A 20,366-nucleotide genomic window follows, 5' to 3' on the forward strand; every position below is an offset into this window, starting at 1 on the left:
TAAGTTTCCATTTCACCCTGTACCCTGGCAATCTGGAATTCTGACTAATTTGAACCCGAAATTTAGAAAAATCAGGAAGAAATTTTTAGGATTTTATGAAGGTAAATTGATCCGAATGTTCTTCTCTATTGCAGAAACGGATAGAGACTTCTTTCTCTCCATACAATTTCCATTCGATCTTTCCTTTTAACTGATCGACTAACATATTCACAAGTTGAAGTCCTAGTCCAGGGGAATAATCCGTGCGGAAATCTTTTGGAAAAGGAACTCCATTATCAGAGACTACTAGGTTTACCCAAGATTCTTCTTTGAAAAGTCGGATGGAAATTTTGCCTTCCTGTTTTTTAGGAAATGCGTATTTGAAAATATTCGTTACTAGTTCATTCAAGATAAGCCCTAGAGGGATTGCACTTTTTACGTCTATCTCCAGGTCGTTTAGATCAAGCTGCAAAGAGATCTCTTTCGTTTTTTCCTTAAATGCATTCAGTAGATTTTCAGTGATCTTTTGGATATAACGATCCAAACGAACAGAATGAGAATTGTTTGAAGTAGATAACATCTCATACAAATTCCCTACAGAGTGGATCCGATTTACTAAATTTTCCAAAGTATTTTCCAGCTTAGCATCTGAAGACCTGGATGCTTCTATCTCTACGATAGAGCTGATCATACTCATACTATTTTTTACCCTATGTTGGAGTTCCGTATATAGATATTCCCTTTCATGAAGGTCTTTCGCTAAGGTTTCTAATGCTTCTTTTGCTTCCGTGATATCCACGCAGGAACCGATAAAACCCGTAAAAATCCCTGATGCGTTGGTGATAGGAAGGCCATTGTCTTGGATCCATCTCCAGTCACCGTTTTTGTTTTTTAAACGATAGGTCATGCTAAACGCTTCTCTTTGGTCGAAATGACTGGAATAGATCTGGATACATTCTTCTAGATCCTTCGGATGAACACCTTCTGCCCAGCCGTCCCCAAATTCTTGCTCCATCGTTCTTCCCGTAAAATTCAGCCAGGTTTGGTTGAACCAATTACATTTTTTATCCAACCCGGAAACCCAGATCATCACAGGAGCAGCGTTTGCTACGGTTTTGAATCTAGTTTCACTTTCTTTAATATTCTCCAACAAACTATATTCTTTGGAAATATCCCGAAAGACTAAAACGGAACCGATAGTATAACCTTTTTCAGATCTGATAGGAGCGGAACTTTCTGCAACCCTATGTTCGGAACCTGATTTAGAAAGAAGTAATGCTTGGTTGTCCAAGCCCATATTCTTTTCTTTGGGGATTAGCACATCTACGGAGTTTCTCATCCTCCTTTTAGTCTTAGCGTTTACTATTTTAAAAACTCTTTCTATAGGTTCACCGATCGCATCTGTCCTGGACCAGCCGGTTAAAGTTTCCGCAACATAATTCATATCCGTAATATTGCCGAGTTCATCGGTAGAGATAACTCCGTCTCCTATGGATCTTAATGTTGCTTTTAGTAGTTCCTGGTTTTCTTTTAGGGATTCTTCACTTCTTTTTAAACGAAGATGAGACTCATAAAGTTTGAAAGCCATTTTGATAGAAGCGATTAGAACGGTTTCTCCTGAATCTTTAACAACGTAACCGTAAGAAGTAATCTTCTCCGTTTTTTCAACGATCTCCGGCTCAATATGGCTGGAGAGAAAAACGATCGGGATGTCCCTTGTTTTTAGAATACGAACTGCTGCGTCGGTGCCATCTTCCTCTCTTCCAAGATCAATATCCATGAGAACCAAGTCGATGGTGTAGTCGTTAGTCGCTATTTGGACAGCTTCCTCTGCGGTGTAAGCGGAGATAACTCTGAACCCATTCTTTTTCAATCTCTGAGTTTCGGAGAGGGCAATGATCGCTTCATCTTCCACGAGAAGAATGGTTTTCTTTCTTTCTTCCGGGATGGGGAAGTATTCTCTAAAAATTTTTTCAACAGTCTGGATCATCCCGACTCTCCTAACGTAAACTGTGTCAAAGTTTTGACTAATTTGCGCATTCTGACACAATTTAAGACATCCCAAATGGGAGAGCAAGCAAAACTGAAAAATTTAGACTGGCCTCTAATAACTCCAGTTTTCCGAAAAACTAATGCAAAAGACATAATATTAAGATTTCTTTACCTTATTCTGTCTCATTAAATAGTTTATGTCTTGTTTCAACTAGGTTCGTCGAAGATCCTACACACGAAATTTCAGAGCAAACATGAACACATTCCAAAAACGAATTTTACCAACTGCGATCTATCTGGGACTTATCTCGATCTTCCTCTCCGTATATTTTTTCTATGAAAGATCTCTGATCGGTTTTCCTGACGGACATCTTACTGCTTTGGATCGCGCATTTCTCTGGCTCTATCTAGTCGTTGGTATTCAACATATTTTGAATGTGTTCGTGTTCATCTACTTTGGCTTAGGTTACGGATCCAAATGGAAATGGGTCTTTTTCCTTCTGTTCTATTCGGGAAGTATATTTTTATATTTTGGAGTGGATTGGTTTTTGAGAACGAATTTGGATCACGGGGTAGGCGGGTAAGGTTTGTTGGCGGCGTGTCGGAACTCCTACAAAAAATTTTGGGCGGATCCACGCATTCGCGCTCATCCGGGCTATTGGCCCGGACTGGCGCCCTTCGTATCCCTTCCACGGGGTTAAATAGGAATTGACTTGTGATATATCATGGTATATATCTACGTAAAGGTTATAACCAATGCAAACTGCAAAATTATTTATAAATGGAAGAAGCCAAGCAGTTAGATTGCCTAAGGAATTTCAATTCAAGGGTGATGATGTTTTTATTCAAAAAGTAGGAGAGGCAGTTATACTAGTTCCTAAGAATAAAGCATGGAATGTGTTTCTTGATGGCTTGAACGGTTTTAGTGATGATTTTTTGAAAGAGGGGCGGGGAAAACTTTCTGAATCGGAACGAGAAAGTTTTTAAATGTACCTTCTTGATACTAATATTTGCATTTTTCTTATCAAAAAGAAAAATCAAAGGATATTAGATAAACTAAAGAAAAATATGAATAAGGGTTTATTCATATCTTCTTTGACACTTGCTGAATTGGAATTTGGCATAGAGAATAGCGAATATAAAGAGAAAAATAGAATTTCTTTAATAGAATTTCTAACCATATTCGAGATCCTTCCTTTCGAACAATCCGATGCACAATCGTTTGGGATCATTAAAGCCGATCTAAGAAAATCTGGTACTTTGATTGGATCCATAGATACACTCTTAGCTGCCCAAGCTTTATCTCGTAGTCTTATATTTGTTACGAACAACACGAAAGAATTCAAGAGGGTGAAGAATTTGAAAATAGAAGATTGGTCGGTGTAATAGGAAGGACTTGCAACCCGGAGATTTTGAATCTGTAGTATGATGAAATAAGGTTGGACTTGCCGTTACGCAGTTTGCCTTCCTGGCAAACTTAGCTCCACGGCGTCTTTTGCACTCGCTTCGCCATCCTTGGCTCGCGGCGCATTTGCGACGCTCTCTACGGATCGCTGCAAATGCTTTCGTGCAAAAGCTTCAAGTCCTTCTGGAACTTTATATTGATTGTAGGGAATTATTTCTTGGGCCCAGAAGGACTTGAACCTTCGACCCGCAGATTATGAGTCTGCTGCTCTAACCAACTGAGCTATAGGCCCGAAGGCTCCATTTTTTGAGGACCGCGCCTCCTAGCAAGTCGATTTTACTGGGGGTTTAGGTATCGGTTCGGATTGGAAAACCATTCTTTCAGGTCTTGGCGTTCCTTGTAAAAAGCGATATAGAATGTATAGGCTTTGTTTTCTTTTCGGAGTAGGAAGAAATAGAGCTGGAGTGGGTTTCCTCCGGAATTATCCTCTTTAGACCAGCGTAGTATCTCCGTCCTGGATATGCTGAATTTTTCGGGTGTTGTGTCCGGAAATATTGCTTCTAATACCTTTGTTCCGAGGGTTTCTTCTCCTACTCGGTCCAATTTGCGCCAGATTATTAGCCAGGGTCTGTCTTTGAGTGGAACCGCCCGCCAACGTTTTCTAGATTCGGTCCGGACCAAAGCTTTTTCAGGGAAATCTATCTTAATAAAATCCTCTGTGAATGTTTCTCCTGGCTGGTAGACTTTTTGGTCCGGATCTAAAGGAACGGAATCTAAGGATAAACTTGTGAGTAGGACTAAGAACGGAAAAATTTTGGAGAAGGGAAGTCGGATCAAAAGATGATTTCCTCCAAGATCAATTCTCTATATTTGACTAGCTGGAATACCGGGATGGATTGTTTTTCTTTTCTATCTGCAAGTGTATCTTCTCCCTTTTTTTTAAATCTTCGAATGGTTTTGTTTTCGAATACGAATACTCCCTGGTATTCTCCTGTGACCTCATAAGGTGCGCCAGCTGCTAGCTTAGATACATATTTTCTTAATCTTCTATCGAATTTATTATCTCTATATTTATAATATAATGTATGCCCGTTCCAATCATAGAATACTACGTAGTTCTCTTTTAAACCTTGGTAATATAGTTTGATTGTTTCCGGATAATTAGGAGAAGAATCCGTTAAGGATTCTTTTATATCGAGGGCTCTTGGCTCTTTTAGAGTGATTGTTCCGCGGTAAGTGTTTCCAGCGGGTTCCGCATCCAATCTTCTCCCATCCGATGTAGGTATCAAACAAAGGACTGCGGATAGGAGAAGGAATTGTTTCATTAATCGTTTTCCAGATCCTCAGATTCTCCGCCGCCAGGTTTTCCTCCTCCGGAAGAACCGCCACCTGAACCGGATCCACCACCACTTCCTCCGGAAGAAGATCCGCTTCCTTCTCCGCTTAATGGAACAGGATTGGAACCTTCTCCGCCTCCGCTGCTTGGTCTGGATCTTTTGGAAGAAGAACTTGAACCTCCAGCTTTTCGGGTGCTTGTATCTTTTACAGGTTTAGTGTCCGAGCTTGTAGGAACAAAATTCGGATCTAGTTTTTTGCGAAGTGTGTCTAATGCGTTTTGGGCCGCACGTTTTACTTTTTCGCTAGGGTCTCTTTGTGCCTTATATTCTAAAATTTCGATGACTGCAGGGTCTTCGGTTTCTGCCAAATGTTTGATGGCTCGAAGTCGAACCATCGCATCATCGTCTCTTGCGAATGAATATAATTCTTCTATAATTTCCTTATCTCCTAAGGAAACAAGAGCTGTGATTGTGTGTATCTTGAGCGCTTGGTAATCTTGGATATCGTTCTTGGATTTTAAGGCACGGATCTTTTCTAGAAGTTCTCTAAGAGGAGTGATGGCAGCCTCTGATTTGATCTTTCCGAGTGCGTTTACTGAATAAGCTCGAAGTGTGATCGGTTCTTTTTCGTCTTTTACCGTTGCGATCAGAACATTCTCAATTGAGGACTTTTTTACTTTTCCGAAATAGAGAGCGATCTGAGCTCTTATTTCCGGGTCATTAAACTTCTCTTGGAATCTTGCTTCTAAGACCGAGAATGGCTCACTTGCCTGAGGAAATTCTCCCAAGGTTTCAATGAGAGCGATCAGAAAATTCGAATTTTTAGTGAAGTCTTGGGCCTTAAGCAATTCGGTTAAGACCGGAATTCCGGAATCGAATTTGAGCTTTTTGACTACATAGACTGCTTCTTTCTGCACATCTTGTTGGTCATATTTTAATAATGCGATGATCTTATCTTCGAATTGTGTGAGTTTCAGGATCCCTGAAATTCTTAGTGCATAGATCTTCATGGACCAATCCGGATCCTTGGAAAGGATCACTCCGACTTGATCGTATAATTCTCCTGCGTCTTCTTTTGGAAAATCTTCTAGTTCTCTGAGAGCACTTGCTCTTTCTTTTGTGGTCCCGTATTTTAGGATCTGGTAGAGAACTTCTTTCTTTTTGCGGATCTGTTCTTCCGTGTATTTTGGTTTAGGCGGAGCTTCTTTGGCGGCTAAGGAGCCGAAAGAAAACAAACAAAGTACCAGGGAGAGCGCATAGACGCATCCAATGGAAATTTTACTGACAAACTTCAGCTGGTTATTCACCTGTTTGCTGCAGTTTGCGGTTTTCTTCTTCGAGGTCCTTAATTCTTCTGTTAAGCTCATTGACTAAATGTTGATTCTCCAGGTTCTGCCGGAACTTTTCTATCAAAGATCGGATGTCTCTGGTTAGATCCTCTATGTTCCAGGGTTTTTCCACGTATCTGCTCAATCCCCCGAAATTTATCGCGTGGATTGCGGAATCCAAACCGGCCTGACCGGTGAGCAGAATTTTGATCGAATCAGGAGACCGTTTATGGACCGATTCCAAAAAATCGGCTCCTTTCATACCGGGCATCACCTGGTCCGTAATGATAACTTCGATCACATAACCGGAAGCTTGGATCTCATCCAATAAGGCAAGTGCCTCCTCGGCGCTTCTCGCGGTTTCGATCTCATGAGTTTTTCCGAATTCGTTATGAAGCTGTTCCTGGAGAGTTTCCAGTACCGACACTTCATCATCGACACAAATAATATAACCTTTATTCATAATCCCTGACCGAAAGGCTGCCGGTTTCCCGGAACTAGAGAGTTTTGGAGAATTCTCCCGGAATGTCAAGTAGTAGAATCTTTCACTTGTAGGTTCTTCGACTCAAAATTAGGTTCTTGGATCTAAAAGTTTAGTTTCTCTGGGAAGAAGGTTCTGGATCTCGCTTGGAAATTCCGAAATTCCTGAACAAAGTTTTCTCCAATTCTGTCCAGAGCCAGGAAAGGAAGAAGGGTAGCTCTCCAAAGAATTTTTCCAATCGGAGAATGCCTCGATCTTAGAGTCGATTTCGGAAAGAATTGGGATAGGACTCCATTTTTGTAATATTTCTAGGACGCTCGTTCTTGTTTTCCATCTAGATTCAGGTGTATATCTCGAATTGTATAAACTTCTTTTTCTATCGATGAAGAACCTGTCGTATCTTTCGTAACCGGTGGATCTACAGTGAGTTTTTCCTCCTTCTCTTTCGAAACCGAATCCTTTTAATAGAACGGACTCTGCTCCTAAGGATTGGAGTAAAGAAACTGCAAGACCTGCCACATTTAGGGTTGGGTTTTCTAAGATCGGTGCTTTCGGATAAAATTTTGCTCCCAGGATCTGGTCCAGTGGATGAGTCGAAAGATAAATGATCTTTGGATTTTTGAGGTCGAAGATCCGACAAGCTCCTCCAAACCAGGTGAAGATCGGAATATTCTCAGGAATACTCTCCGGGAAATGGTAGAATGTTCCAAGTCCGCTATCTATTGAGAGAACCGCATGAGGTTGAATATCATTTTCTAATAAATATCCAAGTGCGGTGTCTGAACTAAGTAAGAATAATTTTTCTTTATTTTGCCGGATCCAATCGATCTCAGATTCTAAATTTGGCGAAGCTCCTACAAAACATCCGACTCTACCTGTCTTAGGCGAAAGGGTTTTTCCTAAAATACGATACGAGTTTGGACTTTCTGAGGAAATTTTCAGATGTTTAAAGAAGTTTCTGACCCAGAGTCTTCCGAATTCCTGCTTCGCAAGTTTGTTTTGAGAAATAGGCTCCTTCTTTTGGAAGAAGGAAGAAATCCTCTGGCTTAGATCAGGATAACGTCTAGAATAATTCGGATGAATGAAAATTCGCAGATTCTTGGTTCCGGAAGGCATCCAGTCGGATTTGTCTAAGTTTGAAAACTTCTCCCAACCGAAATAGATCGGAACCGGACCTAATTTTTCCTTAAGTTCTGGACCAACCAAGGATTCAAGTTCAGAGAATGGTTCAAGTAGAAGGATTTTTGTAGGTTCTTCGACGGATTTCAAATAAGAAATCGCATGATACCCACAACCAATCCCGATTAGGATCAGAAGTTCGTCTTTTTGGATTGGATTTGGAATAGAAAGGGAGATTCTCTCTCCCTCTTTGATTGGATTTTGTGTGGAATGTAGATGGAAGGAGGAATTTTCCTCCTTCAAATTCAGAGAACCGTCAGATTGCCGGACAAGCTGGAAGATGGATTAATCCTCGTCTTCTTCTTCCTTGTCGTCATCATCGTCGTCAGAATCATCATCATCTTCTTCGTCTTCATCCTCGTCGTCATCGGAATCATCTTCCTCTTCGTCGTAGGATTCTCCCTCTTCACCATCTTCCATGTCCATAAGAGGTTTTGCAGCTTCTTCCGGAATGAAATCTTCTTCCATATCTTCTTCTGCGATAGGGGCCTGAGGAGCTTCGAATAGTCCGTTGAATTGGGAGTAAGTAGCTCCGTTTCCTTGAGCTTCCGCTTCGGTTATAGCTCTTTCTTCTTTAGTTACGTATTTATACTGAACTTCGTCGTTTGCGAGTGCAAACATCGCTTGGACGGCAAGTTTGCGTCCTTTGATCTTTTTAGGTAATTCGAGTCTGTCGATTCTATCCAGGATTTGGAAGCCGGCTACGGCTCTTTCATACTTGTTTTTTTTGGCCAGTTCAATCAAAGTTACAATATCGAATTCTGAATTCTGGTTCTGGGTCATTTTGTATTCCTGAGAGGGGATAGAGGCCTTTGAAACTACCATCATTCTCAATTTCTCTTCTCTGTCAATCCCTTATATCTTTCGTTTATTCCTTGAATTCTGGGGAGAATCTTCGATTTTGGTAAACGCCCATGGATTCTCAGGCCAACTCCGATTCCAGGCTTAGTTTTCCCTATTCCAAGGGGATTTTCTTCCGCCTAATCCTTTTATTAATTTCGAGCCTTCTCACTGTTTGTGCTCCATCAGAACAATCCAATCTAGGTGTCCAAGATTTTGAAGGCATCAGTTTGGAAGGAGAGAATATCCGTATATCGGATATTGCAGCTGATCGTATTGCACTGAATGTGTACGGACCGAATTGTCTTCCTTGTATTAAGGAAATCCCGGTTTTAAATTATCTGAATGCAGAACTGAAAAAAACTCCACAAATCAAGTTATACATGATCGTGGACCCGGATATATTTTTTGATAATCCGGAAGCTCTTTCTACGGAACAAAAAATGAAAGAAGCTGCAGTTCTAATGAAAGAAGAAGTTAAAAAATTCGGAATACAACTTCCGGTCATTATTATGAAACCTCCTTTCAAAGTGGATCGTACTGAAGGACTCGTGACTGGAACTCCGGAAACACTTCTATTCAAAACAAAACCTCTGATCTTATATTATAATTTTATTGGGCCGATCAGCGAAGAATCTGATCCGAATAAAATCCCTAAAAATATGAAAGTGATCTTCTTCAAAAGAATGGCCGGCCAATCATGAGATGTCTCATCGTTCGGTTCAAGGATTGCGAAGGTCCCGGAACTCTATTAGATTCTTTGCAAGCTAGGAATTATAGGATTACTTATCATAACGCGTACGACGAACGAGTGCATATCGTTCCGGCAGCTCATCAAATGTTTGATCTGGTAGTATTTTTAGGCGGACCTCAAACGGTTCATGATCCGAATCAGCATAAATTTTTCAAACCTTGGCTGGAGCTTGCATCTCACTTAGTATCTATGAAAGATAAGAAGGTGATCGGGATCTGTTTGGGTTCTCAAATCTTAGCAACAGTTTTAGGAGCTAAGGTATACGAAGGGGAGAAGGGACCGGAAGTAGGATTCTCCGATGTAAAATTGGTAAATCCTTCGAACCCCGTATTTTCTAAATTGAGCGGGATGACTACTTTTCCTGCATTTCATCTACATGAGGATGTATTCGAGATCCCGAAGGGTGCAGATCATCTGTTACAAGGAAGTTTTTATTCTAACCAGATGTTTGGATATGAGAATCGGGTATTCGGTATCCAATGTCATCTGGAAGTAACAGAGAATATGTTAGGCGTTTGGAAGAATGTACATTCTGAGTTTATCAAAAAAGCAGGATGGATTCCCGGACCCGAAACGGAAGATCTTAGGTCTCAGATGGAAAGAGCAGGTAGAGCGCTCTTTGAAGGAATTTTGGATTTATAATATTCTATCCAATGTCCCGAATTCCGGGACTATTATCTATTGAATTGAAACGGTTGATGGTGCATACATGATTCAGAAATTACTCAGGGTTCTATTCGGAAGTAAATACGAAAGAGATCTTAAAAGACTCACTCCGATTGTAGTCCAAATCAATTCTTTGGAAGAGTCCATGCGCTCTCTAAGCGATTCTGAACTTTCTTCCCAAACTAGAAAGTTTAAAGAGAGACTCTCTACGGGAGAAACTTTGGATGATATCCTTCCGGAAGCATTCGCTACGGTAAGAGAGGCGGCCTTAAGAAAATTAGGGATGCGCCATTTTGATGTGCAGATGATGGGCGGTATCTCTCTTCATTGGGGAAATATCTCCGAGATGAAAACTGGAGAAGGTAAAACTCTTACTTCTACACTTGCAGTCTATCTGAATGCGCTCGCAGGTAAAGGGGTTCATGTTGTTACAGTGAACGATTATCTGGCTAGAAGGGACGCTTTGTGGATGAAACCGATCTATGATTTCCTGGATTTATCCGTGGGAATTATCCAACATGATATGGAGCATGATGATCGTAAGAAGGCTTATTCTTCCGATATTACTTACGGAACCAATAACGAGTATGGTTTTGATTATCTGAGAGACAATATGGTTTCTCATATTGATCATAAAGTGCAAAGAACACATTACTTTGCGATTGTGGACGAGGTGGACTCGATTTTGATCGACGAGGCAAGAACCCCGCTCATCATCTCAGGTCCTTCCGACGAATCCACAGACAAATATACTCGTATCGATAAGATCATTCCTAGACTCATCGAAGGTGAGGATTACGAGAAGGATGAGAAGGCCAAAAACACTCTCATGACTGAAAAGGGTGTGGCTCATGTCGAAGAGATCCTAGGAATTGAGAACTTATACGCACCTCAGAACGTGGATCTAGTCCATCATGTTCACCAAGCATTAAAAGCTCATAAAATATTCCAAAGAGATGTGGACTATGTGGTCCAAAACGGAGAAGTGATCATCGTAGATGAATTCACCGGCCGTTTGATGTCGGGCAGAAGATATTCCGATGGACTCCACCAAGCTTTGGAAGCAAAGGAAGGAGTTCCGATTGCAAGAGAATCCCAAACTCTTGCGAGTATCACTTTCCAAAATTATTTCAGATTATATGAAAAACTTTCCGGTATGACTGGAACTGCCGACACAGAAGCGGAAGAATTCCATAAGATCTATAATCTGGATGTGATCGTAATTCCTCCTAACGTTCCTGTACAAAGAAAGGACGCAGCGGATAGAGTATATAGAACTGAAAAAGAAAAGTTCACCGCTATCTTAAACGAGATCAAGGATTGCAGAGATAAAAAACAACCTGTTCTCGTCGGAACGATCTCTATCGAAAAATCGGAAGTTCTGGCAAGACTTTTAGGCCAAGCTGGGATCCAGCATAATGTTTTGAATGCTAAGTTTCACGAAAAAGAAGCCGAGATCATCGCGAATGCAGGAAAACCTGCAGCGGTTACCATCGCTACGAATATGGCGGGACGGGGAACTGATATCGTTCTAGGCGGTGCTCAATTATTTAAAGAAAGTCTGGAGTCTTGGAAAGAATCAGATCCTGTGATCAGCGAATTTAAAGAAGCGGTAGTCCGTGCGGATTTTGAAAGAGCAGAATCCGTTTCCCAAAGATTGGATTCTCAGGCTAAAAAATCCAAGGCAAACGATATCCTGACCAGCGCTAAGATCTGGAGAAAGAACCACGAAGAGGTTCTGGAAGCGGGTGGTCTTCATATTTTAGGAACGGAAAGACATGAGGCGAGAAGGATAGATAACCAGCTCAGAGGTCGTTCCGGTCGCCAAGGAGATCCAGGTTCTAGTAGATTTTATCTTTCTCTACAAGACGATCTAATGAGGATTTTCGGATCTGATCGTATTGCAGGTATCATGGAAAGACTTAAGATGCCGGAAGGACAAGAGATCGAACACCCAATGGTATCTAACGCAATTGCTAGAGCCCAAAAAAGGGTAGAAGGTCATAACTTCGATATTCGTAAACATCTTTTGGAATACGACGATGTGATGAATCGTCAGCGTATTGTGATCTACAAGATGAGAAACGAGGTCCTAGAAGGCGGGGATGTAACCGGTCAGGCAAAAAGTTTCTTAGAAGAAATGATCGAAGCACAAGTAGTCGCCACCTGTGAAGGAGGAAATCCTAACGGTTGGGAATGGGATGCTTTAAAGGAATGGTTCGAAGGCCTAGGACTTCCTTGGAAAGTGGACCAAGACGCTATTAAAAAATCCAAAAATCCTCAATTAGCTATTTTTGATTCTTTGAATAATGCCGCTCAAACTTTCTACCAAGAAAAAGCCGATCGTATCGGCGGAGATGTTTGGAAACTTTTGGAAAGAAATATTTTCCTAGATATTCTGGATCATCGTTGGAAAGAACATCTATATTCCATGGACCATTTGAGAGAAGGTATCTGGACCGTAGGTTATGGAGAAAAAAATCCTCTCGTAGAATATAAACTACAAGGTTTTAGATTATTCGACCAAGCAATAGAGAACATGAAATATGAGATCGTTAGCTTCCTGGTTCGTGTAGAAGTTACCGAAAAAACTCAGTTGCCTGAAGAGAAAAAAGAGTATAAAAAGGTAGGTCAGGAATTGACTGGAGGCTTCCAAGAATTGCAGGGAGCTAAACCTAAAAATCCTGCGGCTGAAGCGATGCCAGTTACTTCAGGAGGCGGAGGTTCTTCTGAAAGGAAAACCAGCCGCAGAAAAAGAAAATGAAGAGTAAGCTCCTAATTCCACTTTGTATATTGACTTTTTCTCAATGTGCTTATCTTTCCGGAGAGACTACAGGCGCAAGAGAAGGTAAAAGTCCTGCGCAATTATATTCCGAATGTATGAGTACATTCTCGGATGATGCGAAATGTAAAGAGTTCGTTCTCAAATCCATTCCGGATGCGGATGTGAATTTATTGGGACAAAATGCAAATCAGACGGAGTTGGAAGCTTCTGCTCATATCTTTATCCGTTCCGAACTGATCCAATCGCTTCTATACCAAAATAAATTATATGTAAAAAACAAACTAGGGGAACCGGACGAAAAAAGGGTCGTGAATAACTGGGCTCCTGGAATGGAAGAATGGCTTTATTATAAACCTGTTTCTAAATTTGCAGAAGGGTCCAGGCCTGATCGAGAGATCTTAATACGTTTCCAACGAGGTGCAGTAGTCCATGTGGGTTATACTCCACCTAGGCCTAATCGTTAGTCCATCTTCTATATAATTTAACAAAAAACTTATTGGAATGCCAGCCATTTCTTCGTAATATATAGTAAGGATTGACGGAATATACACCTATATTCTTTTGGCATAATAGTGCGGCGCATACCTTACATTCTGCTGATTTTGTTACAGATTGCTCTGGTAGTCTTTTCATCCACTTTGGAATGGGTGGATAAGGACTTAGAGAGCCGTGCTATTTCTTTATCCCAAACAAAGAAAAACATTTCCACCGCCCTGGAATCGGATCTTAAGGACTCCGAAGGATTAGTTTATACACAAGCAAGAGAAAGAGACAGTAGACTTATTGATTTTCTTGCAGAAGCGTTATCCAGCTATCCTTGGACCCCGTCCACATTCGTTTCTAAGTTCGTAGATATAAGCGGCCCATACAGATCGGACCGACTTCTCCACTTTTCCCTAACAAATCTCCCTCCACCTAGCCTGGCTTAATCGGTTTTATATTACTTCGGAACGATTTTCGCGCCATAGGTCTATTGGCATCGTTCCACAGGGGAGTCTTGCATAAGCAAAAGCTATCTTTAGGGATAACTTCGTACAACTATGAATAAAAAGATACTAACGTTTCTAATCTTGGTCTGGGCGACGAATCAGACCGTTTCTCAGCCTGATCCTAGTCCGGGTGGAGCTTCCGGTGGGATAGATCCTTTGTATTCTGAAGCTAAGATCGCTGCAGCTTCAGGAGACCAGGAAAGAACACAAGTTCGTTTGGAACTTGCAAAGGCAGAAGAACTTCTTTGGAAGAATAACCTTCTCTTACTCGCTTCCAAGTTTAATATAGACGCGAGAAAAGCAGGCATAGAACAAGCAGGTCTCTATGCGAACCCGAATATTTTCGTGGATCAGAGTATTTTCGCGGAGCCTACACAACGTTATTTCGATTTTACCAGATCGGGACAAACTGTAGTGCAGATCCAACAAGTATTCTTACTCGGCGGTAAGATAGACAAACGTGTTCGTGTCGCCGAGTTAAGCGCTAAGATGAGCGAGCAAGAGTTTTATGATCTTGCAAGAGCGTTGATCACTAAGCTACGTAGGACCTTCTACTTTATTCATTATTACCGAGATGCTATCGCTTTTTACGATAAAAGTCTGATCGCCTTAGATAAGACCGTAAACTCTGCAGAACTTGCTTATAAAAGAAGAGCAGTCCTTCAGTCCGAAGTTTTACGTTTAAAGGCACTTCTATTCTTCTTAAGAAAAGAAAGAGAAGATCTTAGGATTAAGGTCCTGGAGAAGGAAGCAGACCTAAGAGTTTTGCTTAACGAAGATGCTTATAGAAGCCAGTCAGTCGCAATCGTTCCGATCTTGGATCTGGACTTTGTGGAAAAGGCAACTATCGAAGGATTTAAATTAGATAATATGCTTGCTAAGGCTCGGGAATACAGACCCGACCTGAAAAAAGCAGTACAAGCTTTAAGATACGAAGAAGCGAACCTGGAATTGCAACATGCAAACGCGATCCCGGATCTTGCATTCGGTCCGATGTACAACAGAGGGGGAACCGCCTTCCAGAACTATTGGGGGATTACCGCTCAGTTGAATATTCCGATCTTCGATAGGAACCAAGGTAATATCAAGGCAGCCGAAAAATCCATCCAAGTCAGAAAACAAGAATTAAAAAACCTGATTTTGGAAGTGGAGAACGATGTGAGCGTAGCATTGGCTACTGCGAAAGCAAAAGACGATCTCTATAGAAAATTCAGAAATACTTATACTAAGGATTACGCAGATTTAGCGGAGGATATGATCCTTAGTTACGAAAAACGTTATATATCCATTTTAGAATTCGCCGACTTCTTCGAAACATACAGATCCAGTATCGTGGAAATGTTACGCCTCCAAACGGACAGAATGGAAGCGATCGAAGGAGTAAATTACTCGGTCGGAACGGGGCTGATCGTCCCAAGTTATAAATCCAACGGAGATTCCGGTACTCAGGAAGGGGGCTCGAAATGATTCCATCATCTAACAAACTTAGAATTTTATTAATCGTTCTGGTGGCGGCAATTTCCGTTTCCATCGTTTCTTTCACATTGAATAAGGGTGGGAAAAAAACTCCTCCTCGCCCTCAAAAGGCGATCGTCCATGATAAAGGTGAAAGGATAGAGTTTAAGGAAAATAGTCCTGGGCTTGAGATTATCAAAAGTGCGGAGATCGGCAAACCGGGCGAATTCGTGAATGTAGAAGCCCCTGCAAGGTTGATCGCAACTACTTCTCCTTCCGTATCCGATTCGGAGCATATCGTATTATTCGAATCCGCTGAATTGAACGATCTATATGTAGGTTATGTCCATGCGAAGAACAGTCTGAACAGATCCCGCAAAAATTTGGATCGTATCAAAGACATGTTCAAACATAGGGTTGCTACCGAAAAAGATTTGGTAGAAGCTGAGACCGAAGTGAATAACGACGAAGCTGAATTCGCAGAGTTCGAAGGAAAGCTGAGAGCTGTGGGTTTGAATCCCGCCTTGATCAAAAAGGCGGCCGGTCAAACTGCATGGATCATTTCCGACGTTCCAGAATCCCAACTTTCCAGTCTGCAAAAAGGAAGAAGAGTGAAGGTTATCTTCAATTCCTTCCCGAACCAAGAATGGAACGGAACTGCAGAAGCGCTCGGAGATAACGTAGATCCTTATACAAGAACTGTAAAAGTCAGGATCGCGATCAAAAACGAAGGTTATAGATTAAAACCGGGGATGTTCGCAACCGTAAAATTTCCGGAAGAAACAGGAAGCGACTCGGTGGTGATTCCTTTCAATTCCGTAGTAACCGTAGAGGGAAAAAATTACGTATTCGTAGAAGAAACTCCTCACGAATTTTTCAGAAGGGAAATTGTGCTCGGGATCTCTACCAGAGAGAGAGTTAACGTTCTGGAAGGACTGACTAAAGGCGACAGGGTGGTTATAGAAGGAGCCATTCTATTAAAAGGACTTAGTTTCGGATTTTAATCTCTATGAAAAGAATACTAAGTTTTATTATTATAATATTCTTATTTTCTTTTGTTTCTTCCGTTTATTCGGAGGAAAAAAAGAAGGATTATAAGAGCGAAGAAATTTCTCCCGAGTGGACACCGGATGCAGATCGTAAAAGCAAATTTGGTGCAGAAGAAAAAGATGAACTTTCACAAAAGGCGCTTCCAAAATCTACGAACTTTTTCGTATACGGAGCGAGTGTTGGTTCTCCCGGAAGCATCAATTTTAATTTAGGATATTATTATAAGGATATAGTAATACGCGGGTCCGGCGGGCATTGGGGACCTCATTGGTGGGGATGGCAGGCGGACCTAGGATTTAGTTTCTGGAAAACTTCCGTCATCGCACATAGTGTTTCCGTAGTAATAGGACAATTCCAAGTGGACCCTTTTGCCCCGGAGTTAGGAAGAGGTGGACAAACTTCTTATCCAACAGGCAGCGATTTCCCAGGATATCAACACAGAAATCCGACATTTGAAGATCTGATCATTCGTTCTTATATAGCCGAACAAAATCCGAATTTGGCAGCTGTTTTGGAATACCAAAGTAGAGATACCCAAAAAGTTACGTTGAACCAAAGGTATATTGGACTAACCTATGATTTCCTTCTAGGAAATTTCTTTCTGCAAGTTGGAGGAGGGATAGGAAGCGGAGATTATAAAAATCCTCAACTTCTCATCCAATTAGGCTACTTCTTTGATACTAGGTCCTACTAATGAAGTTTATCAATTTAATAATAGAGTCCTCGCTACGTTTTAAATTTATCACTCTTGCGCTATCCATATTGGCATTGCTCTTGGGAGTGTGGTCTTGGATCCATATTAGAAAAGAAGCATATTCTGATATTGCGGATACGCAGGTCCGTATTGTAGCAAAGTTTCCCGGAAAAGCTACCTTAGAGGTAGAAGAAAGGGTGACCATGCCGATTGAGCGGGTACTTCACTCAACTCCGAATGTGATAGTAAGACGTTCTAGGACGATCAATGGACTTGTAGTATTCCAGTTCGTTTTTGAAGAAGGAACAGACGATTATTTCGCACGTATGCGACTCATGGAAAAAGTGAGGGACGCAGTCATTCCGGAAGAAGTAAGTCCAACTTTAGCACCGATGAGTTCTCCTGTGGGAGAGGTATTCCGATATGTAGTGGAATCCGTAGACGGTACTAAAACTTCTATGGAGCTTAGAAGTATCCAGGACTGGATTGTGATTCCTAAGTTACTTCAGGTTACCGGAATTGCGGATGTGGTTACCTTCGGAGGTTTACCTAAACAATATCACGTAGTAACTTCTCCTGATAAACTAATCCGATATAAGGTCACAGTTGCTGATGTGATCGAAGCGATTCAGGATAATAACCTGAACACTGGTGGTAATTTTCTATTACAAGGGGAGCAATCTCTCCCGATCCGATCCTTGGGATCCATTCGTTCGCCTCAAGATATCGAAGACATCGTAGTAAAAACCGTGAATGGAGTTCCGGTTTACGTCAAGGACGTGGGTACGGTGGAAATCTCTCATCCTATTCCGAGTGGGGTTTTAGGTTATACTGTCCAGAATGATACGGAAGGTCTGGTCGATGTAGACTCAGCAGTCCAAGGTCTTGTGGCAATGAGACGTTGGGTGGAGCCTAACGCGTTCGGAGAAAGGGTCAGAGCTAAGATACAAGAGATCAATGAAAAGTATATGCCGGAGGGCACTCGACTTAGACCCACCTATGATCGTGGAGACTTGGTCAATTATACTCTGAGAACCGTAGGAACTACTTTGATCGAAGGGATCGGAGTGGTAAGCCTTGTGGTTATCTTCTTTATCGGAAGTTTTAGGGCTTCGGTGGTGGTGGTTGCTACCATTCCTTTCGCATTATTATTCTCGTTCACAGTGATGAACGCATCAGGGATCTCCGCGAGTTTGCTCTCCTTAGGAGCTGTGGACTTCGGGATCGTTGTGGATAGCGCCGTGGTCATGGTGGAAAATATCATGAGGCGGTACAAGGAAGCTTCTCCGGAAGATAAACAAAAGGGGATCATTCGATTTACGTATGAATGTGCCACAGAGGTCGGAACAGAGATCTTATTTGCGATCATGATCATCATTCTGGCTTATCTTCCTATCTTCTCTTTTGAAAGGATAGAAGGGCGACTCTTCAAGCCGATGGCATTCACATTGTCTTTCGCAATCTTCGGTGCGTTATTATTTACGATGACCGTAGTTCCGGTATTGATGGCTTTCTTCTTCCGCAAATTTTTCGAAGGGCAGACAAATAAACCGATCGAATGGCATAATCCATTCTACCATTGGGTGGAAGCAAAATACGAGAAGATCGTACACTTCTTAGTGGATCGTTCTAAACGTGTAGTCGCCATTGCATTCAGCATTGTAGGGGGACTTCTCGTAATCGGCGGCATGTCCTTAGGAACCGAGTTCTTACCTTCTTTGGACGAAGGTGGATTTACTCTTCGATTGTATTTCCCTGTAGGTATCTCATTACCCGAGGCCAAAAAATTCGTACCTGAAGTCAGAAAGATCATTTATAAGAATGAACAAGTGAATATGATCCTTTCTCAATATGGAAGGAATGATGACGGAACGGATCCACTTCCTCCAAACCGTTTGGAAGTTTATGTAGGTTTGAAAGACTATAAACAATGGAAGGAAAGGATCACAAAGGAACAATTGCTGATCCGAATGAGAGACAATCTTGAAAGCGGATTGCCTGGAGTTCGTGTGAGTTTCTCTCAACCTATCATGGATAATTTGTCGGAAGCGATCATGGGGACTATTGCAGACTTAGCAGTTTTCGTTTCAGGCCAAGACTTGACCGTTATGCGGCATTTGTCTGAACAAATTTTGGAGATCGTTGCCAAAATGAAGGGTGCAAGCGAGTACGGGATAGAACAGGAAGCTCCTGCTCCTCAACTCGTGATCCGGATCAAACGTGCAGTCGCTGCCCGTTACGGAATCAATGTAGAAGATATCCAAAAAGTGATCGAAGCAGCTGTAGGTATGGAACCGATCAGTTATCTTTACGAAGGCCCAATGGATAATCCTCCTAAAGAACGTGCGTTATTCGGAATTGCAGTCCGTTTTGCCAAAGATTATAGACAATCTGCGAGAGAGATTGCAAATATCCCTATCATTTCTCCTAAAGGAGAAAGGATCCCACTTTCTCAAGTAGCTGATATCACTCAGGAAGATTCTCCTACTATGATCTTCCGCCAAGATGGAAAACGTACACTTACGGTTCGTATGAACGTTAGGGGAAGAGACCAGGGTGGATTTGTTTCCGAGCTGAGAGAAAGAGTGAATAAAGAGATCCAGATCCCAGAAGGATACGAAGTCAAATATGGGGGCCAATACGAAAACTTGGCAAGGGTTGGGAAACAATTAGCTATCGTGATCCCATTAACAATCGGGATCATTTTCGGGCTTTTATTCATGCTCTATAGGGATCTAAAATCTGTGATCGTTGCCCTATCCTGTATTCCTCTTTCCTTGTTAGGCGGGATTTACGCTCTACTTGCTAGAGGATATTACTTCAACGTATCAGCCGGAGTTGGATTCATTTCCTTATTCGGTATTGCTACCATGGCAGGAATCCTATTCGTGTCTAAAGCAAATCATATGCTTAGGGACAATCCGAATATGAGCGTAAAGGAAGCTTCCGTTCATTCTGCAGTCACGCAGTTAAGACCGAGATTGATGACAATGTTATTGGCATTGCTTGGTTTGATCCCTGCAACGATCGCAACCGGAGTAGGATCGGATGTGCAAAGACCTTTGGCAACCGTAATGGTGGGAGGACTTGCTTCTGCACTCTTACTCATCTTAACTGTGATGCCTAGTTTGTACATTTTAGTGATCGGTGGTTCGAAAGGATCCAAGCAGGAGCAGAAAAAAGACACATTCGAACTTCATCCGGAAGCATACGTTTCTTTATACGAGAATTTAGAGGAAGAAGAACCTAAGTCTAAAAAGGGTAAAACTTCTTCTAGAAACTCGAAGGTTCGAAAATCCAAGCGATTACTCCAACGGTAAAATATCGATTATTGTAAAACGGAAACTTCAGTCTCCGCCTAACAAAGGATAAATTCATTTTCCCCGCTTTTTGATCGACAGATCGGGAAGCGGGATCTCGTACGCTTTCATT

19 protein-coding genes and 1 tRNA gene are annotated in these 20,366 nt (G+C 41.7%); 12 read left to right on the top strand and 8 right to left on the bottom strand.

What is annotated here, in order from left to right:
- Positions 1-85: 85 nt before the first annotated feature.
- Positions 86-1,969: a PAS domain S-box protein gene (locus EHO58_RS14810; protein ID WP_135680420.1), complete on the bottom strand. Its 1,884-nt coding sequence runs from the start codon at positions 1,967-1,969 to the stop codon at positions 86-88.
- Between the two features lie 256 nt (positions 1,970-2,225).
- On the opposite strand from EHO58_RS14810, the gene EHO58_RS14815 reads away from it, so the two are divergent.
- The 3 genes from EHO58_RS14815 to vapC all read left to right on the top strand — a co-directional run bounded on the left by EHO58_RS14815 (position 2,226) and on the right by vapC (position 3,357).
- Positions 2,226-2,555, top strand: a complete 330-nt coding sequence (locus EHO58_RS14815; RefSeq protein ID WP_135680421.1) for a hypothetical protein — start codon at positions 2,226-2,228, stop codon at positions 2,553-2,555.
- Positions 2,556-2,727: 172 nt separating this feature from the next.
- Positions 2,728-2,958, top strand: coding sequence for a type II toxin-antitoxin system antitoxin VapB (vapB, locus tag EHO58_RS14820; RefSeq protein ID WP_135626216.1), 231 nt, complete (start codon positions 2,728-2,730; stop codon positions 2,956-2,958).
- The gene (gene vapC / locus EHO58_RS14825) at positions 2,959-3,357 is read left to right on the top strand and encodes a type II toxin-antitoxin system tRNA(fMet)-specific endonuclease VapC (RefSeq protein ID WP_135680422.1); all 399 of its coding nucleotides are present in this window, start codon (positions 2,959-2,961) and stop codon (positions 3,355-3,357) included. It abuts the gene before it with no gap.
- Positions 3,358-3,594: 237 nt separating this feature from the next.
- On the opposite strand, the gene EHO58_RS14830 is transcribed toward vapC, so the two are convergent.
- From EHO58_RS14830 to EHO58_RS19575, 7 genes are all read right to left on the bottom strand, one after another.
- Positions 3,595-3,668, bottom strand: a tRNA-Ile gene (locus tag EHO58_RS14830).
- A 44-nt stretch (positions 3,669-3,712) separates the two neighbouring features.
- A complete protein-coding gene (locus EHO58_RS14835) occupies positions 3,713-4,213 on the bottom strand; it encodes a hypothetical protein (protein WP_135680423.1) in 501 nt (166 codons plus the stop codon).
- Positions 4,210-4,701, bottom strand: coding sequence for an LIC_11959 family protein (locus EHO58_RS14840; RefSeq protein ID WP_135626219.1), 492 nt, complete (start codon positions 4,699-4,701; stop codon positions 4,210-4,212). Before EHO58_RS14840 ends, EHO58_RS14835 begins: the two co-directional genes overlap by 4 nt.
- Entirely contained in the window at positions 4,701-6,080 is a 1,380-nt protein-coding gene (locus tag EHO58_RS14845) for a HEAT repeat domain-containing protein (RefSeq protein ID WP_135680424.1), read from the bottom strand. Before EHO58_RS14845 ends, EHO58_RS14840 begins: the two co-directional genes overlap by 1 nt.
- Positions 6,013-6,504, bottom strand: coding sequence for a response regulator (locus tag EHO58_RS14850; protein ID WP_135626220.1), 492 nt, complete (start codon positions 6,502-6,504; stop codon positions 6,013-6,015). Before EHO58_RS14850 ends, EHO58_RS14845 begins: the two co-directional genes overlap by 68 nt.
- 108 nt (positions 6,505-6,612) lie before the next feature.
- Positions 6,613-7,944 carry a 6-hydroxymethylpterin diphosphokinase MptE-like protein gene (locus EHO58_RS14855; RefSeq protein WP_135680425.1) on the bottom strand — a complete coding sequence of 444 codons (1,332 nt, stop codon included), beginning with the start codon at positions 7,942-7,944 and terminating at the stop codon, positions 6,613-6,615.
- Between the two features lie 42 nt (positions 7,945-7,986).
- Positions 7,987-8,529 carry a DNA primase gene (locus tag EHO58_RS19575; protein WP_135664598.1) on the bottom strand — a complete coding sequence of 181 codons (543 nt, stop codon included), beginning with the start codon at positions 8,527-8,529 and terminating at the stop codon, positions 7,987-7,989.
- A gap of 86 nt (positions 8,530-8,615) precedes the next feature.
- Here EHO58_RS19575 and EHO58_RS14865 point away from each other — a divergent pair, with 86 nt between their 5' ends.
- From EHO58_RS14865 to EHO58_RS14905, 9 genes are all read left to right on the top strand, one after another.
- A complete protein-coding gene (locus EHO58_RS14865; RefSeq protein WP_135680426.1) occupies positions 8,616-9,245 on the top strand; it encodes a TlpA family protein disulfide reductase in 630 nt (209 codons plus the stop codon).
- Complete coding sequence (locus EHO58_RS14870) at positions 9,242-9,937, top strand: type 1 glutamine amidotransferase (RefSeq protein WP_135680427.1); 696 nt, start codon at positions 9,242-9,244, stop codon at positions 9,935-9,937. Before EHO58_RS14865 ends, EHO58_RS14870 begins: the two co-directional genes overlap by 4 nt.
- Positions 9,938-10,004: 67 nt before the next feature.
- On the top strand, positions 10,005-12,725 hold the full coding sequence (gene secA, locus EHO58_RS14875) for a preprotein translocase subunit SecA (RefSeq protein ID WP_135680428.1): 2,721 nt from the start codon (positions 10,005-10,007) through the stop codon (positions 12,723-12,725).
- A complete protein-coding gene (locus tag EHO58_RS14880) occupies positions 12,722-13,210 on the top strand; it encodes a hypothetical protein (protein ID WP_135680429.1) in 489 nt (162 codons plus the stop codon). The genes secA and EHO58_RS14880 overlap by 4 nt, the downstream gene beginning before the upstream one ends.
- Positions 13,211-13,318: 108 nt before the next feature.
- The gene (locus tag EHO58_RS14885) at positions 13,319-13,675 is read left to right on the top strand and encodes a hypothetical protein (RefSeq protein WP_244241188.1); all 357 of its coding nucleotides are present in this window, start codon (positions 13,319-13,321) and stop codon (positions 13,673-13,675) included.
- A gap of 111 nt (positions 13,676-13,786) precedes the next feature.
- The gene (locus EHO58_RS14890; RefSeq protein ID WP_135680430.1) at positions 13,787-15,202 is read left to right on the top strand and encodes a TolC family protein; all 1,416 of its coding nucleotides are present in this window, start codon (positions 13,787-13,789) and stop codon (positions 15,200-15,202) included.
- Positions 15,199-16,194 carry an efflux RND transporter periplasmic adaptor subunit gene (locus EHO58_RS14895; RefSeq protein WP_135680431.1) on the top strand — a complete coding sequence of 332 codons (996 nt, stop codon included), beginning with the start codon at positions 15,199-15,201 and terminating at the stop codon, positions 16,192-16,194. Before EHO58_RS14890 ends, EHO58_RS14895 begins: the two co-directional genes overlap by 4 nt.
- A gap of 5 nt (positions 16,195-16,199) precedes the next feature.
- Entirely contained in the window at positions 16,200-16,934 is a 735-nt protein-coding gene (locus EHO58_RS14900) for a hypothetical protein (protein WP_135680432.1), read from the top strand.
- On the top strand, positions 16,934-20,254 hold the full coding sequence (locus EHO58_RS14905; RefSeq protein ID WP_135680433.1) for an efflux RND transporter permease subunit: 3,321 nt from the start codon (positions 16,934-16,936) through the stop codon (positions 20,252-20,254). The genes EHO58_RS14900 and EHO58_RS14905 overlap by 1 nt, the downstream gene beginning before the upstream one ends.
- The last annotated feature ends 112 nt before the right edge of the window (positions 20,255-20,366 follow it).

It is taken from the genome of Leptospira selangorensis, from assembly GCF_004769405.1.
GTDB lineage: Bacteria > Spirochaetota > Leptospiria > Leptospirales > Leptospiraceae > Leptospira_B > Leptospira_B selangorensis.